Raw genomic sequence first — 14,517 nt, forward strand, 5'->3', positions numbered from 1 at the left:
AAAAAAGGAGGGATTTTTTACAATCCCTCCTTTTTTATTTAGCTGTCATTTTATAAACCGTAGAGCCATACCCACACCAAATGCCTAATCCAGGTCCTTTGATATTTGTTTTAAGGGCTGCAGTACTACCCAATAAGGGATTCGAACTGTTTAAAATCTCGTCCTGAAAACTGTTCCAAAATTCAAAGCCGCTTTGAGGCAATGCCGAGAATTTGATCATAACCTGATCTCCATAAGTATAATAAGGGTCATATTTATTGGTCAAGTTGCTTTCTGCTCCCCGGTTTACCTGCAGCACCACCTTTTTACCATCAAAGTATTTGTCATCCTGATTGGACATCAATGTAGGGGTAAATGTTTTTACATCTTCAAACCTGGTGTACAATTTATAATAATTTTTCTCTCCCGGTGGATCCTGAAAACGTACATTCAGCTGGTAAAGATCCTTCAGGCGATGACTAAACCAAATGCTGTCCAGCGGGACCGTTTTGGGAATAGATGTTTCCGCCTCCAGTACATTTCCTGCATATTCAATTTTTAGTTTATACATTCCACCGGTTTTCCCTTTAAGGGAAGTTCCCCTGTATACAAAATAAGGAAAATAGCGGTCATCCCGCATTCCGGTAAGCACCTCTTCTTGCGTTCCGTCGCTAACGGTAACCTTTGCATAACGGATAATAATTTCTGCCAGCTGCGCTGAATCAACTGTGGTAAAAAAAGGCAGGTTATGGGTAAGAAGGACATAAGGATAGTCCCCGTTTTCAATCCAGCCTTCCACCACAAACTTGGGTTTATAGCTTTCCGATTTTTCTTCCTTTTTACAGGCAAAAATGGCAACCAGGCACAGTCCCATTAAGATGTTTTTCCAATAACTGATCATTTGAAAAATATTTTATAGTTAATTGCCGGCAATACAGGAAGTAGGGCCACTGATTTTTCCTGTATGGCTACTTTTCCGGAATTTAAACTGCCCCGGGCCAGGTAATAATTGTAAATCGGATTTTTCCGGTTATATACATTGTAAACTGAAAAAGAAAGTATGCTCTTATACTTTCCGGCAGTATGGAACTGGTAACCGGCAGAAAGGTCTAAACGATGGTAGTCCGGCATACGGGAACCATTATATTTTCCATATTCGTTAATCACATTACCTGCAATCAAATAGCGGCTGACCGGCATGGTATAAGCATTTCCTGTTGCAAAAGTAAACAAGGCAGAAATGGTCCAGCGTTTACTGAGTTCATAAGCTGAAACCAGGGTAAAATCGTGGCTACGGTCGTACTTAAAAGGAAAAGCATTTCCTTCATTTAACGCCGTAAAAATGCGGTCAGATTTGGACAGGGTATAACTCAAATAACCTGTTAAAGGGCCTTTGTTTTTTTTCAAATAGAATTCAGCGCCGTAACTCCTTCCTTTACCCAAAAGGACATGGTCTTCAATTTTCAGGTTATCCAGTAAGGTGGTCATTCCACCGGAAAATTCTATCACGTTTTTCATACGCCTGGCATAAACATCCACATAGCCCTCATACCCCGCCTCTGCCCAGTCTTTAAATATGCCAAGGCTTACCTGCTGTCCTCTTTCGGGTGGTACCCCTGAAATGCTGGGCATCCAGATGTCGCTTGGAAAACTGGCCGAGGTAATGGGAATCAAATGCACCGTTTGTACATTATCGGACCAGGTTAATTTTAAGGCCGTCTCCTTGTTCAAATAATATTTCATGGTCAGGCTGGGCTCAAGAAAAAAATTGTCACTTACTGTTTTTCCTTTTGCATAGGTGTTCAGCGATCCATCCGGTTCAGTACTGCTGTAAGGTCCTTTGTGCTGATAATAGGTAAACCTCAATCCGGCATATATAGTCATTCGTTCCGAAAGCCTGAATTCATCACTTGCAAAAACAGAATTTTCGCCAATGTTATAGGTGTTCTGCAGTCCGTAATCAAAATCGGTATAGGTATTTCCAGAAAAAGGTGTATTTGGCTTGAAATGATGTCTCAGCAGATTCAGACCTCCTTTGATGTGGTGTCTTCCTATAGAACTCTGTACAACAGAACTGTACGAAAAGTCCCTGACCACCGAATTAATTCCAGCTTTAAAACCTTCCTGTTGCAGATAAAAATTAAAACGATAATTGCTGTAGCTGAATGTATTTTCCCAAAGGCCGCGTTCAGAAAAACTTCTTTTCCAGCTCAAACTCGCTGCCCTGTTTTTCCAGTCCATGCCATTATGAATGTTAAATTGTTGTACACTCATTTTAAAATCATCACCGCCCAGGTAAACAGAAGCAAAAAACCTGTCCTTTTTATTTGGCTGAAAAGCAGCTGAAAAGTTCAGGTCATAAAAATCATAATTCACACTGTTACTGGTTTCATCTTTACGCATCATCCGGTTCACCAGCGGCCACACGGTCTGGTTCATAAAAGTTTTTCTTATGGAACTGGCAAATGACCATTTTTCGCCAAGGGGAACTTTCAGGTTTACTTTTGCGGCAAGAATACTCAAATCTCCTTCAATAATGGTTGAATCTGCAATTTGTTCACTACTCCTGACATCAACAACACTGGATAAGCGTCCGCCATATTCAGATGGAATCCCCGATTTATAAAACCGCGTCTGTTCTACAGCATCGGTATTAAAAACAGAGAAAAAACCCAGCAGGTGGGAGGGATTATAAATAATAGAATGGTTAAATAAAACCAGGTTTTGACCGGCATTTCCACCCCGCACAAACAAACCGGCATTTCCCTCTCCACCTTTCCCAATTCCTGGTAAAGTCTGGAGTGTTTTGATCAAATCGCCCTCTCCTAAAAATCCAGGAACTTTAGCCACATCATCTGCTTTAAGCAGGTGATAATTATTCAGGCCTGTTTGCATTTGTCCCTTTTTATTTCCCTGAACAGTTACTTCGTTCAATTGCTGACTGGCTGATTTTAAATAAAACGAAATCTTTTCATTCCTTAGGGCTTCCCAATTCCTAATCATTATCCCAAAAGAAATGTGTTGCACCTGGATTTCATAAAGGCCCTTTTCGAGCTCCATTCTGAATTGCCCGTTCCGGTCGGTCAATATGCGCTTTGTCCACACTTTTCCCTTCAACTGAATTCGGGCACCCGGCACTGGTTTTTGCAAAGAATCTGAAAGGACAAGGCCTTCAAGGACTATTTTCTGAGCGTTTAACTGAAGGGCAAAAAGCAGGAAGGCAACAACGAAAAGTATCTTGGACATATAAGGTAACCGGATAGAGCGATATGCCGTAAAGAACGTCATTTTTTATATAGCGTACAATCATTGATCTCTATTTATTCCCCCGAGCAAAAAACAGGATCCTGCAAAATGAACTGTAAGGATTATACCCTTTCTTCGACTAAAGGGAAGATTCTTATCTTTAACTATTAGAAGCGGCATTTATGCAAAGCGATAAAACAGCAAATCCTGCCAGTACCAGGTCCTTAAATCCGAATCAATGGGTGATTAACTATGCGGACTACCTGTACCGTTATGCCATTGTCAGAATAAACCAGGAAGAACAATGCCGCGACCTGGTTCAGGAAACTTTTCTGGCAGCCCTGGAAAAAGCAGACCAGTTTGAAGGACGGAGTACGGAAAAAACCTGGCTCACGGCCATACTCCGGAACAAGATTATTGATCTTTACCGGAAAAAATCATCGGGCCTGGCCCCAAAGGATGAAGTCCGGCATCATGAAGTGCTCCAGGAGGATTTTTTTGATGCAGAAAACGGACACTGGAATGTAGAACACCAGCCCAAGGCATTTGCCGCTCAGCCGGATGAGGTCATTCAAAACCGGGAGTTTAACCACATTCTGCAAATGTGCATGAAAAAATTACCTGCGTTATGGTTTGCCGTTTTTTCCATGAAGCATATGGACGAAGAGCAAACTGAGGTGATTTGCACCGAACTGAAATTAAGCCATTCTAATTTTTGGGTCATTATACACCGGGCCAAACTTAGCCTTAGGGCCTGCCTGGAAAAAAACTGGATTTAAAGCTTTCAACATGAACACTTTTACTAAAATCATTTACAACTGCCGCAAAGCAACTTTTCTTATTGAAAAAAAGCAGTTCAGCCCCTTAAGCACCAGGGAAAAACTGGAACTTAACCTTCATCTGGCCGGTTGCAGTGTATGCCGGTTGTTTCAACAGCAGAGCCTGCTGATCAATCAATGGATTAAAAAACGTTTTCCTAGCCAAGGAAACGCAGAAGTTTATTTGGATGAAAATTTCAAGGAGAAATTGCAGCAACGCATCAATCAGGAAATGAATAAAAATTAAAGAAGTGTTTTTAATTTCCCTATATTGCTTCACAAATTAAATGAAATGACACTGGGATATTTTTTTACCGCCACTCCTCCACCAGCTGTATAAGCAGGCAAAACAACCGTTTCGCTTCCTGATAAGCCTGGTTTAAGGCAGGGAACAGTTTAAGGATTCATCAGGCCCTGATGAACTGGTTGTTTTGCGTACGTTCTATTTTCGCAGGCACTCCTGCAGTTTTCGTATTCTTTCATTTAAACAATCAGAACCAATGACAAAATCTATTTTTATGGTTTTCGCCGGTGCGTGCAGCTACGGTATACTTTCTACTTTTGTAAAACTGGCTTACCATGAAGGTTACAGCATCGCTGAAATTGCTTTTCTTCAGGCTTTTCTGGGTATGGCCATTCTATATTTACTCCGTTTATTCAGCAAAAAGAATAAAACTATTGCAACTACTACTCCTACCAAAAGTGTTTGGCTGGCGCTTACTCTTGCAGGCGCAGCACTGGGTATGACCAGTTTTGTTTATTATTTATCGGTTCAATATATTCCTGCTTCTATTGCGATCGTTGCGCTCATGCAGTTTACCTGGATTGGAATCCTTTTAGACTGGGTCTTTTTCAGAAAAACCCCTACTGTCCTGCAGTTACTGAGTATTGCCTTAATCCTGACCGGAACAATAATGGCCAGCGGGATGCTAAGCGGCCAAACAACAGGTCTTTCTGTAAAGGGTATTGTTTATGCCCTGGCTTCTGCCTTTTTATATGGGATCTATATCGTTGTCAGTAGTAAAATCAAAACAGATGTCCCTATGCTCACAAAAAGCTCGGTTATGATGATGGGATCTGCAGTTCTTCTGTTTACAATTAATGCGCGGGAACTTTTGACCCAAAGCCATTTCGATACGGGTCTGATTAAATGGGTCATCTTACTGGCACTGTTCGGAACGGTCATCCCACCACTTCTGTTTAGCAACGGGATCCCCAATATAGGCGCCGGATACAGTGCCATTCTCATGTCGGCAGAATTACCAGTGGCTGTCATTTGTTCACAGCTGATCCTCAAAGAACATATTGATTTTTACCAATGGCTTGGAATTTTACTGATCCTGTTTTCTATTATTTGGATGAACAGAAAAAAGCTACAACTCCAACCTTCTTAGTGCTTTTAAAAAAACAGACAGGAAAAAATCCTGTCTGTTTTTTTTCTTTAAACCGGATCTGCTGGTTTGAAAAATGACACCATTTTCGCAGCAAAGTCCTGATGTGCCGCGAGCCATTTTGTTACGCCTTCTTGTTCATTCGGGCTACTGGCCAGGCTGGCCAGTAAAGAACTCAGCTCTGCATCGTCCAGCTGAAAATTCTTAAAGAAATCAGCCAGTTCGGGATGCGAGGCCATAAACTTTTTATTCACCACGGTCTGGATATTTTCTGCAAGACCAAAGACGCCTTTAGGGTCATCCAGAAATTTCAGTTTATAAACACTAAACACATAATGAGGTGTCCAGCCCGTAATCACTACAGCTTGTTTTGCATCGATGCTTTTCTTTAATACAGCCAGCATTGCCGCCTCACTGGAAGACTGAAGTTCTAGCTGTAATCCATAGCTTTTTATGGCCTGTTGCGCTTTGCTTGTGACTCCTGCACCAGCATCGATCCCTACAATTTTAGCTTTGAACAATGCCGATTTCGCATTCAATTCTTCAATACTGCTGATGTTAACTTCCTCAGGCACGACAAAACCAATGCGTGCCTTTTGGAAATTTGTTCCCATCACCATAAGCTTATCTTCAAATCTATCCAGGTATTCTTTATGTGTGACAGGCAGCCAGGCATCCAAAAAAACATCGGCATTCCCTCTGGCCACTGCAGCAAATACGGGTGCTACATCTGCATTTTTCACTTCTACTTTATAACCCTGCTGTTCCAGAAGGGCCTTAGACAAGTGTGTCATTGCAATACCTTCGGCCCAGTTTACCGAGGCAATAACAACTTTTTTAGCAGCTGGGGTATGACTGCAGGAAAGCATTGTCCCCATAAACAGCAGGATACTGGTATGAACAATTAATTTTCTCATTTTCATTAAACTTTAATCTCCTTTTTTAAACCAAAGGATTGGGTAATCCGATCCAGAATTACAGCCAGGATCACCACCGCAATCCCACCTTCAAAACCTGTCCCGATCTTTAACTGGGTAATTCCCTTCAGCACCACCTCACCAAGTCCGCCCGCGGCAATCATTGCAGAAATCACGACCATAGAAAGGGCCATCATCATGGTTTGGTTTACTCCGGCCAATATGGTTGGAAGGGCAAGTGGCAATTCAACTTTAAAAAGCAGCTGTTTTGAAGTCGCTCCGAATGAGCGGGTAGCCTCTACAATATCCCGGGGTACCTGCTTAAGCCCCAGGGTTGTTAAACGCACTGCCGGGGGCATGGAAAAGATGACTGTTGCAAAGGCCCCAGGTACTTTTCCCAAACCAAAAAACAGTACCGCAGGAATAAGGTACACAAAGGCGGGCAGGGTTTGCATCAGGTCAAGTACCGGGCGGATCAGTTTCCCCGCAAAAGCATTTTTTGCCGCCCAGATGCCCAGCGGTATGCCTATGAGCAATGCAATAAAAGCAGATGACAAAATCAGGGCAAGTGTTGCCATGGTCTGGGTCCAATAGCCCATTCCCCAGATCAGGGACAAACCTGTAAGGGTCAGTATGGTTAAGCCCCAACCTGATCTTTTCCAGGCCAGAAAAGCAATGAGCAAAATCAGTACATAAAAAGGCGGAAGCAGCAACAGCCATTCCACAGAATTCACCACAGCCTCTACAACAACCCGTACGGCATCAAAGAAGCCTTCTCCCTGAAAGCTTAGCCAGTTAATCAGTTTTTCAATATAATATCCTATACGCATCATTTATACAATTTCTTTTTGAAGGTTATCCATCATGTTTCCATTTACATTTTGCCAGCAGGCCCCTGTTGTTTCAATAAGCAAAGAGGTCTGGGCAACGATGCCCAATAGTTTATTACTGTCTTTATCGACGACGGGCACTGCCCTTCCATTCTCTGCAATAAATGGAAGCATTTGCTCTACTGTGCTTTCAGGGTAAGCCACAGGCAAATCCCTTAAAATCGCTTTTTCAATAGTCTTGTGTCCCTGCGCTTTCAGTTCCAGAATATCTTTCAGGTAAACAAAGCCCAGAAAATGTTTATCGGCAGAAACTGCAGGCAAAGATGTTAATCCCGAACTGCGCATTTTTCGTAAACTCCCTTCTACCCCATCTTTTTTATAAATGGCAACCGTTGGTTTTTCAAACATCAGACTGGCAGCAGTAACGATCGACTTGCGGTCTACCTTTTCGACAAAAGAAGAAACATATGCTGTTGCCGGACTGGTTAAAATATCTTCGGGGGTACCAATCTGGATCACCTCACCATCTTTCATAATGGCAATCCTGTCCCCAAGCCGGATGGCCTCGTCCAGATCGTGTGTAATAAATACAATCGTCTTGTGCATCTTCTGTTGCAGGTCAATTAACTCATCCTGCATTTGCGTACGGATTAATGGATCCAGTGCAGAGAATGCCTCATCCATCAGCAGGATTTCCGGATCATTGGCCAAAGCCCTCGCCAGACCAACACGCTGCTGCATTCCACCGGAAAGCGAGGCGGTATGCTGCTGTTCATATCCATGTAAACCAACCAGGTTAATAACGGATTGCGCTTTTTCCAAACGTTCCTGTTCTGCTACGCCCTGGAGTTCCAGTCCGAAAGCTACATTTTCCAGTACCGAACGGTGTGGCAGTAAACCAAATTTTTGAAAAACCATAGCCATTTCTTTGCGGCGGACCTGTTGCAGTTGCTGGTCCTGCAAACTGGTGATATCGACCTGGTTGAGGATCACTTTACCTGAAGTTGGTTCAATGAGGCGATTCAGACAACGCAGCAAACTTGACTTACCACTGCCCGACAAACCCATAATGACAAAAAACTCCCCTTGTTCAATTTCAAAGTTTGCGTTTTTTACTGCAACGGTACAACCCGTTTTCTTAAGGATTTCGGCCTTGCTTTTACCTTGTTTCAATAAAGAAAGTGCTTCTTCTTTTTCTTTTCCAAAAATAAGGGTGAGCGCTTCTATTTTAAGTTTGGACATAGGTTTTCTCCTGTTAAAAATTGAATACAAAACAGCTTCATTACTGCCTGTACAAATGCTTTAAATAAAACATTAAAATGAAAAAATCAGGGTGTAATTTCCCCGGACATTTAAACAGATATTGTTGCTGTATCTTTATAGAAAAACAAGCACTCAGATGGTGCTTTAACAGCGGACGTTTAAACTAAAAACTGTGCAAAGATAGGCAAAACAAGGTCAAAAACCAAGTTTTAACTCAAAAAAGCGTTTGAAGGGCCTTCATTCAGACCTCCTAAAACAGTTTAAAACAGGATAAAAAAATCAGTCTGAAAACAGGTACTGAACAATTTTTCCGTACAGTTCCGAAGGGTTAAAAGGCTTGGAAATATAATCGTTCATTCCTGCTTCAATCGTTTTGCCTTTAACCTCTGAAAAAGCCGATGCGGTGAGCGCAATAATGGGTATTTTCTGAAAACGTTCTCCTTTGAGCGCACGGATTTTAACACTCGCTTTATAACCATCCATCACCGGCATTTGAAGGTCCATCAGTACCAGGTGATACTCATTTTGTTTGACCTTTTCCACGGCCCCTGTCCCAGTTCCGGCAAGATCTACCTGCAGGCCCCATTTTTCCATAAATTTAAGGGCAACCTTGGTATTGATTTCATTATCCTCAGCCAGCAGGACCTTGTAGCCCCCCAGATTCTGCAACTGGCTGGTCTGACCATGATAGGCACGAGCAGATTTTTTTTCGCTTTTTTTGAAAGACAAGCTAAAGGAAAAAGAAGATCCTTTCCCCGGTTGGGAAATCAGGTGTACCTCGCTTCCCTGCAGCTGCAATAATTTTTTAGTAATGGCCAGTCCTAAACCTGTGCCACCGAAACGCCTGGTCGTATCTGCGCTGGCTTGCGCAAAACTCTCAAAAATATAATCCTGTACCGCAGGTTCTATACCGATCCCTGTATCTTTTACCCCAAAGTCCAGCTGCACACTTTGATGGTCTGCAGACCGGAGCCCAATGGTCACCAGCACTGAGCCTTTTTTTGTAAATTTAAGTGCATTGCTGATCAGGTTATTTAATATCTGTGAAAGGCGCACCGGATCGCCCACCAAAATTTGAGGCAGTGCTGCATCCATTTTAAGCTCAAAACGGATTCCTTTTTCGTCAGCCTGGATCTGGTGGGCATGCTTGATGCTGCTCATCAGTTCTGTTAAATTAAAATCCGTTTCTTCAAAAACTATTTTTCCGGATTCAATTTTACTATAATCCAGGATGTCATTGATCAGGCTCAGTAAGTTTTCACTTGAAAATTTCAGGACCTTGAGATTTTCGATTTGTTCAGCTTTGGGATCTTCCTGCAACAACAAATGTGTCATACCAATCACCGCATTCATCGGCGTACGGATTTCATGGCTCATATTAGACAGGAATTGTTGTTTGGCCAGCGCTGCGCTTTCAGCAGTCTGCTTGGCCTTAAGCAGTTCTGCTTCCGTATGCTTTACGGCCGTAATATCCATCACCGCTCCCATTATTTTCACCGTTTTTCCATCTTTAACCACGGGTATACCAATGCTCCTCAGCCATTTGTCATCATGTATGGTCTGAAGTTCCAGATCATAGGGCTGTTGCTGTTCAATGGCTTTTTTTAGCCCTTCTTCCAAACGCCTTCTTCCATCTTCCCGGTAAAAAGAAATGGCCTGTTCCACGGTGGTGGTATCGTCTGGTATTCCCGATAAAAGTTTAAGGTATTTTGTTCTGTACACAGAACCTGTTAATACATCATATTCCCAGCCCCCTGTTTTATTGATCCGCTGGCTGGTGTCCAATAATTCTACTGTCCTTTTCAATTCGGCCTCTGCCTTAAGTAAGCGTTGTTCTGCTGCTTTTTGCTCAGAAATATCCTGACAAAATACAGTTACCCCTTTCACTGTGCCATCTGCAGCAAATACCGGATTGCAGATCATACTGTAAAAGGCCCGGTGTAAATCTGGTTCCCCAAACTCTTCTATGGTCTCAACCGTTTGGCCCGATAAGACCCGGTTAAATAATTCAACTGTTTTATCCTCATCAATTCCACTATTTTTCCCGGCAAGCTCCCGGTAATTGTCTCCCAGCTGCAACTCCACTCCCCGGCCCGCTTTGATGACTTCCTGATGTGCCTTGTTAAAAACCGTATAGTTAAAATGTTCATCAAAGGCAAAAATACTGGCACTGGTACTGTCCAGCACGGACTGGAGCCTTTCAATCTCTTCCAAAAGTTCTGCTTTGGACAGTCCCCCCAAATCTTTTTTGCTTTTCCTCATAATATATTAAGATGATCACTGTTCCAACAACAATTAATCAGCCAAAATTTTCAATATAAAAAAGCAGCTTAATGGAAAACAGATCGAAAAAAGCAGAAAAGAACAGGCTACTGTCTAACCGTGAATGGCTTCCTTATTTCCAAAACTTTGGATCAGCTCACCTTCAAAGTCCAGCCATTCTTTCCACCTTTTTTCCACATCAACATCTATTGTATATTTCCGGGCAAAATTAAGAAATGTGGTATAATGCCCAGCTTCTGAGACCATCAGATCATGATAGAATTTTGCCAGCTCGGGATCTTTAATGTTTTGAGAAAGTACACGAAAACGCTCACAACTTCGGGCCTCGATCATGGCCGCAAACAAAAGGCGGTCAATAAAAGCAGAATTCCGGCTCCCGTCTTTTTTACTGAACTTCACCAGGCGGCCGACATAATCATCCTTCCGCTCACGTCCTAAAGTGTAGCCCCTGTTTTTGATGATGTCTACCACCATTTGAAAATGTTGCATTTCTTCAATGGCAATGGAGGTAAGTTCCTCCACCAGGTCCATGTGCTCGGAATTATTGGCAATCAGGGTAATGGCATTTGTGGCAGCCTTTTGTTCACACCAGGCATGGTCAGACAAAATCTCTTCTAAATTTGATTCTGCAATATTTGCCCAGCGGGGGTCTGTCAATAATTTTAATCCAAGCATGAGTTTCCGATCAGTTTTTTCCTGCAAAATTAGGAATAATCATAGGCTTTTAAAATTATGCATTAAAAACGGCTAGTTTTGCAGGGATTAATTTTCAGAAGCAATGAACACAAAGCAATTACTGATCATCGGACAAGTCTGGCCAGAGCCCGAATCATCGGCTGCAGGAACCAGGATGATCCAGCTGGTCAAACTATTTCTTTCTCAGGGCTACCACATCTGCTTTGCTTCAGCGGCCTCCAAAAGTGAATTTAGTTTCAATCTGGAACAGCTTGGCGTACAGGAACAGGAAATCAAATTAAATGACTATAGCTTTAACCTGTTTTTAAAAAATCTGGATCCCGGACTGGTTCTTTTTGACCGCTTTATGATTGAAGAGCAGTATGGCTGGAGATTGCGGCAGGAATGTCCCGGGGCCTTGCTGCTACTGGATACTGAAGACCTTCATTTTTTACGTCATGCCAGACAACAGGCCATCAAAAAAGAAAAACCAGAAGACCTTTTTACAGACCTCGCCAAAAGAGAAATTGCTTCCATACTGCGTTGTGACCTGAGCCTGATCATCTCAGAGGCCGAGATGAATCTCCTGGAACAGCAATTCCGTATAGATCCCGCTTTACTTTACTATATTCCTTTTTTAGAAGAAGAACTGACAGCAGAACAAGTCAGGCAGTGGAAAACGTATGAGCAGCGGGAAGGCTTTGTTTTTATTGGTAATTTTTTACACGAGCCCAACTGGCATACGGTGCAAATTTTAAAAACGGAAATCTGGCCCTTGCTGCGCAAAAAATTACCTGGTGCCAGTCTGAACATTTACGGGGCTTATCCTTCCCAAAAGGTTTTGCAATTACACCATGAAAAGGAAAAATTCTATGTGCATGGCCGTGCAAAAAATGCTATTGAAGCCATTTCCAAACACAAAATCCTTTTGGCTCCAATTCAATTCGGAGCTGGTCTTAAAGGAAAATTTATAGATGCCATGCGTAGCGGAACGCCAACTGTTACCACACCGGCAGGTGCCGAAGCCATGAAAGGAAAGTTGCAATGGAACGGCACACTAACGGACAATTATCAGGATTTTATTAGCGCGGCAGCGGCTTTGTATCAGGATAAAGCACAATGGCTTGAAGCCGGAAAAAATGGCATCCGGATATTGAATGAACGTTATGGAAAAGCAAAATTTGAAACTGCCTTTATTCAGAAAGTAAATCACCTGCAATCTCATTTATCGGTACACCGCCAGCAAAATTTCTTTGGTCAGTTACTTCAATACCATACCGCAAACAGTACAAAATACATGTCCCTTTGGATCGAAGAAAAAAACAAAAAAAATTGAGGCTATCCTGTTTCAGCTCCTTTTGTATCAGGACTTTTATGCTATATTAGCAGCAGCAAACCAATCCATGAAACATCCGTACAAATCGCAGCTCCTGCTGAACCTTAAAGCGCATTATCATGATCCCTCATGGCGTAGTCTTACCTATTTTGATTCCAGCAGAGAAGAAATCCTTTTTGTCCTTCCTAAAACTGAAAACATCCAGGAAGTCTTCAATGGCCTTTATGAAACTTTGGCCATGCTGCCGGAAATTGAACACCCAAGGGAAAGGGTTGTGATCAGTTTTTGCTATCCAAACGGAGAGGCTTACTGCTCCCGGTTGATCAACCCCAGCACACAGGATGAAATTAACCTTGCCCTGATTGGTTATCGTCCGCAACGCCAGATCAGACCTGAAGAACTGCAGGAGTTTTAATTCAGGAATAAGATCTTTACCACTATTAACACATCATTATTCTGATACATAACCATAATTTAAGTTATTTTAATAATACATAGCTTTTATGGAAATTTGTATGCCTGATCAAAAAGACAGGCTTCAAAAAAATGAATGCGTATACTAAATCTATCCCGGCCACTTCATCCCAGGCATTGGATATTACTCAAAAAAAAGGTCTTCCAGCTGCATTATGGGCATTAACGATTAGTGCTTTTGCCATTGGGACCACTGAATTTGTAATTGTAGGTTTGTTACAAACTGTTGCCAAAGACCTTAACATCAGTATCCCTTCAGCAGGTTTACTGGTCAGTTTATATGCGATTGGCGTTGCCATAGGAGCTCCAATTTTAACCGCACTGACCAGCAGGATACCGAGAAAACCGCTACTTATTTCTTTAATGGCACTCTTTATTATAGGAAATGGACTGGCCTCTATTGCGCCAGGTTTTATTACCCTGGTGCTGGCCCGGGTCATAACAGGTTTTGCCCATGGTGTATTTTTTGCCATTGGTGCAACCATTGCTGCGGCACTGGTCCCTGCCGAAAAAAGGGCATCTGCTATTGCAATTATGTTTTCAGGCTTAACCATAGCCATTGTTACCGGTGTTCCGCTGGGTACTTTTATCGGTCAGCATTTTGGCTGGCGGGCCACCTTTATTGGCGTTGCATTTCTGGGCCTTATCGGATTGATTTCCAGTGTGATTTTAATTCCCTCAAACCTCAAAAATGAAAAGGCCGCCTCTTTCAAATCACAGTTAAAAGTTCTGGGCAATAGACGTCTTCTGCTGGGCTTTCTGATGACCGCTTTAGGTTATGGAGGTACCTTTGTGGCTTTCACTTATCTGTCCCCAATTCTGCAGGAAATTACCGGTCTGACAGAATCTACGGTTACGGTCATTCTGCTCCTTTATGGAATTGCCATTGCCATCGGGAACCTTGCCGGAGGAAAAGCAGCCAATAAAAACCCGCTCAAGGCGCTGCTCTGGATGTTCATTTTGCAGGCTGCTGTACTGTTTCTGTTCAGTTTTACGGTCCATTACACCATCCTGAGCGTGATCACTTTATTTATTCTGGGCGGGCTTTCTTTTGCCAATGTACCGGGCCTGCAGCTATTTGTGGTACAAACAGCAGAAAAACAGCTTCCCGGAACAGAAGATGTAGCCTCCGCCTTTAATATTGCATCCTTTAACATTGGCATCGCCATAGGTGCTTATGCCGGTGGCCTGATTGTCGCCTCTCCCCTTGGATTGAGTGCGACCCCCTGGGTCGGGGCGCTTTTTGTTGTGCTGGCCATTGGTGTCACCGGGATCAGCATCCGGTTAAACCGGAAATAAGATTGT

General features: G+C 42.7%; 13 protein-coding genes. 6 read left to right on the top strand and 7 right to left on the bottom strand.

The features are described from left to right. Positions 1-34 precede the first annotated feature (34 nt). Together B0O44_RS13670 and B0O44_RS13675 are read right to left on the bottom strand one after the other, a co-directional pair. Positions 35-880 carry a DUF4249 domain-containing protein gene (locus B0O44_RS13670; RefSeq protein ID WP_110831455.1) on the bottom strand — a complete coding sequence of 282 codons (846 nt, stop codon included), beginning with the start codon at positions 878-880 and terminating at the stop codon, positions 35-37. Further along, entirely contained in the window at positions 877-3,225 is a 2,349-nt protein-coding gene (locus tag B0O44_RS13675; protein WP_170123334.1) for a TonB-dependent receptor, read from the bottom strand. The genes B0O44_RS13670 and B0O44_RS13675 overlap by 4 nt, the downstream gene beginning before the upstream one ends. Positions 3,226-3,407: 182 nt before the next feature. Between B0O44_RS13675 and B0O44_RS13680 the strand changes: the two genes are divergently transcribed. The 3 genes from B0O44_RS13680 (at position 3,408) to B0O44_RS13690 (ending at position 5,437) form a co-directional block, all read left to right on the top strand. Beyond that, positions 3,408-4,004: a sigma-70 family RNA polymerase sigma factor gene (locus B0O44_RS13680; protein ID WP_110831459.1), complete on the top strand. Its 597-nt coding sequence runs from the start codon at positions 3,408-3,410 to the stop codon at positions 4,002-4,004. Positions 4,005-4,014: 10 nt separating this feature from the next. Beyond that, positions 4,015-4,290 (top strand): hypothetical protein, encoded by a 276-nt coding sequence (locus tag B0O44_RS13685; protein ID WP_110831460.1) that lies wholly within the window; start codon positions 4,015-4,017, stop codon positions 4,288-4,290. 253 nt (positions 4,291-4,543) lie between these two features. Then, complete coding sequence (locus B0O44_RS13690) at positions 4,544-5,437, top strand: EamA family transporter (RefSeq protein WP_110831462.1); 894 nt, start codon at positions 4,544-4,546, stop codon at positions 5,435-5,437. A gap of 47 nt (positions 5,438-5,484) precedes the next feature. Here B0O44_RS13690 and B0O44_RS13695 read toward each other — a convergent pair whose 3' ends face one another. From B0O44_RS13695 to miaE, 5 genes are all read right to left on the bottom strand, one after another. Continuing rightward, a complete protein-coding gene (locus B0O44_RS13695; protein WP_110831967.1) occupies positions 5,485-6,351 on the bottom strand; it encodes a glycine betaine ABC transporter substrate-binding protein in 867 nt (288 codons plus the stop codon). A gap of 5 nt (positions 6,352-6,356) precedes the next feature. Further along, entirely contained in the window at positions 6,357-7,184 is an 828-nt protein-coding gene (locus B0O44_RS13700) for an ABC transporter permease (protein WP_110831464.1), read from the bottom strand. Further along, the gene (locus tag B0O44_RS13705) at positions 7,185-8,423 is read right to left on the bottom strand and encodes a quaternary amine ABC transporter ATP-binding protein (RefSeq protein ID WP_110831467.1); all 1,239 of its coding nucleotides are present in this window, start codon (positions 8,421-8,423) and stop codon (positions 7,185-7,187) included. A 300-nt stretch (positions 8,424-8,723) separates the two neighbouring features. Next, positions 8,724-10,706, bottom strand: coding sequence for an ATP-binding protein (locus B0O44_RS13710; protein WP_110831469.1), 1,983 nt, complete (start codon positions 10,704-10,706; stop codon positions 8,724-8,726). A gap of 114 nt (positions 10,707-10,820) precedes the next feature. Then, entirely contained in the window at positions 10,821-11,402 is a 582-nt protein-coding gene (gene miaE / locus B0O44_RS13715; RefSeq protein WP_110831471.1) for a tRNA-(ms[2]io[6]A)-hydroxylase, read from the bottom strand. Between the two features lie 103 nt (positions 11,403-11,505). Here miaE and B0O44_RS13720 point away from each other — a divergent pair, with 103 nt between their 5' ends. From B0O44_RS13720 to B0O44_RS13730, 3 genes are all read left to right on the top strand, one after another. Continuing rightward, positions 11,506-12,738 (top strand): glycosyltransferase family 4 protein, encoded by a 1,233-nt coding sequence (locus tag B0O44_RS13720; protein ID WP_110831473.1) that lies wholly within the window; start codon positions 11,506-11,508, stop codon positions 12,736-12,738. Positions 12,739-12,805: 67 nt separating this feature from the next. Next, positions 12,806-13,153, top strand: coding sequence for a hypothetical protein (locus tag B0O44_RS13725; protein WP_110831475.1), 348 nt, complete (start codon positions 12,806-12,808; stop codon positions 13,151-13,153). 131 nt (positions 13,154-13,284) lie between these two features. Further along, the gene (locus tag B0O44_RS13730) at positions 13,285-14,511 is read left to right on the top strand and encodes an MFS transporter (RefSeq protein ID WP_110831477.1); all 1,227 of its coding nucleotides are present in this window, start codon (positions 13,285-13,287) and stop codon (positions 14,509-14,511) included. Positions 14,512-14,517 lie beyond the last annotated feature (6 nt).

This window comes from Pedobacter nutrimenti (genome assembly GCF_003208655.1).
Taxonomy (GTDB): Bacteria; Bacteroidota; Bacteroidia; order Sphingobacteriales; family Sphingobacteriaceae; genus Pedobacter; species Pedobacter nutrimenti.

What these genes read in the sequence shown, in the direction of transcription:
- B0O44_RS13705 (WP_110831467.1), bottom strand. Translation starts at nt 8,423, where the DNA reads ATGTCCAAACTTAAAATAGAAGCGCTCACCCTTATTTTTGGAAAAGAA.
- B0O44_RS13720 (WP_110831473.1), top strand. Translation starts at nt 11,506, where the DNA reads ATGAACACAAAGCAATTACTGATCATCGGACAAGTCTGGCCAGAGCCC.
- B0O44_RS13680 (WP_110831459.1), top strand. Translation starts at nt 3,408, where the DNA reads ATGCAAAGCGATAAAACAGCAAATCCTGCCAGTACCAGGTCCTTAAAT.
- B0O44_RS13725 (WP_110831475.1), top strand. Translation starts at nt 12,806, where the DNA reads ATGAAACATCCGTACAAATCGCAGCTCCTGCTGAACCTTAAAGCGCAT.
- miaE (WP_110831471.1), bottom strand. Translation starts at nt 11,402, where the DNA reads ATGCTTGGATTAAAATTATTGACAGACCCCCGCTGGGCAAATATTGCA.
- B0O44_RS13690 (WP_110831462.1), top strand. Translation starts at nt 4,544, where the DNA reads ATGACAAAATCTATTTTTATGGTTTTCGCCGGTGCGTGCAGCTACGGT.
- B0O44_RS13675 (WP_170123334.1), bottom strand. Translation starts at nt 3,225, where the DNA reads ATGTCCAAGATACTTTTCGTTGTTGCCTTCCTGCTTTTTGCCCTTCAG.
- B0O44_RS13695 (WP_110831967.1), bottom strand. Translation starts at nt 6,351, where the DNA reads ATGAGAAAATTAATTGTTCATACCAGTATCCTGCTGTTTATGGGGACA.
- B0O44_RS13670 (WP_110831455.1), bottom strand. Translation starts at nt 880, where the DNA reads ATGATCAGTTATTGGAAAAACATCTTAATGGGACTGTGCCTGGTTGCC.
- B0O44_RS13685 (WP_110831460.1), top strand. Translation starts at nt 4,015, where the DNA reads ATGAACACTTTTACTAAAATCATTTACAACTGCCGCAAAGCAACTTTT.
- B0O44_RS13700 (WP_110831464.1), bottom strand. Translation starts at nt 7,184, where the DNA reads ATGATGCGTATAGGATATTATATTGAAAAACTGATTAACTGGCTAAGC.
- B0O44_RS13730 (WP_110831477.1), top strand. Translation starts at nt 13,285, where the DNA reads ATGAATGCGTATACTAAATCTATCCCGGCCACTTCATCCCAGGCATTG.
- B0O44_RS13710 (WP_110831469.1), bottom strand. Translation starts at nt 10,706, where the DNA reads ATGAGGAAAAGCAAAAAAGATTTGGGGGGACTGTCCAAAGCAGAACTT.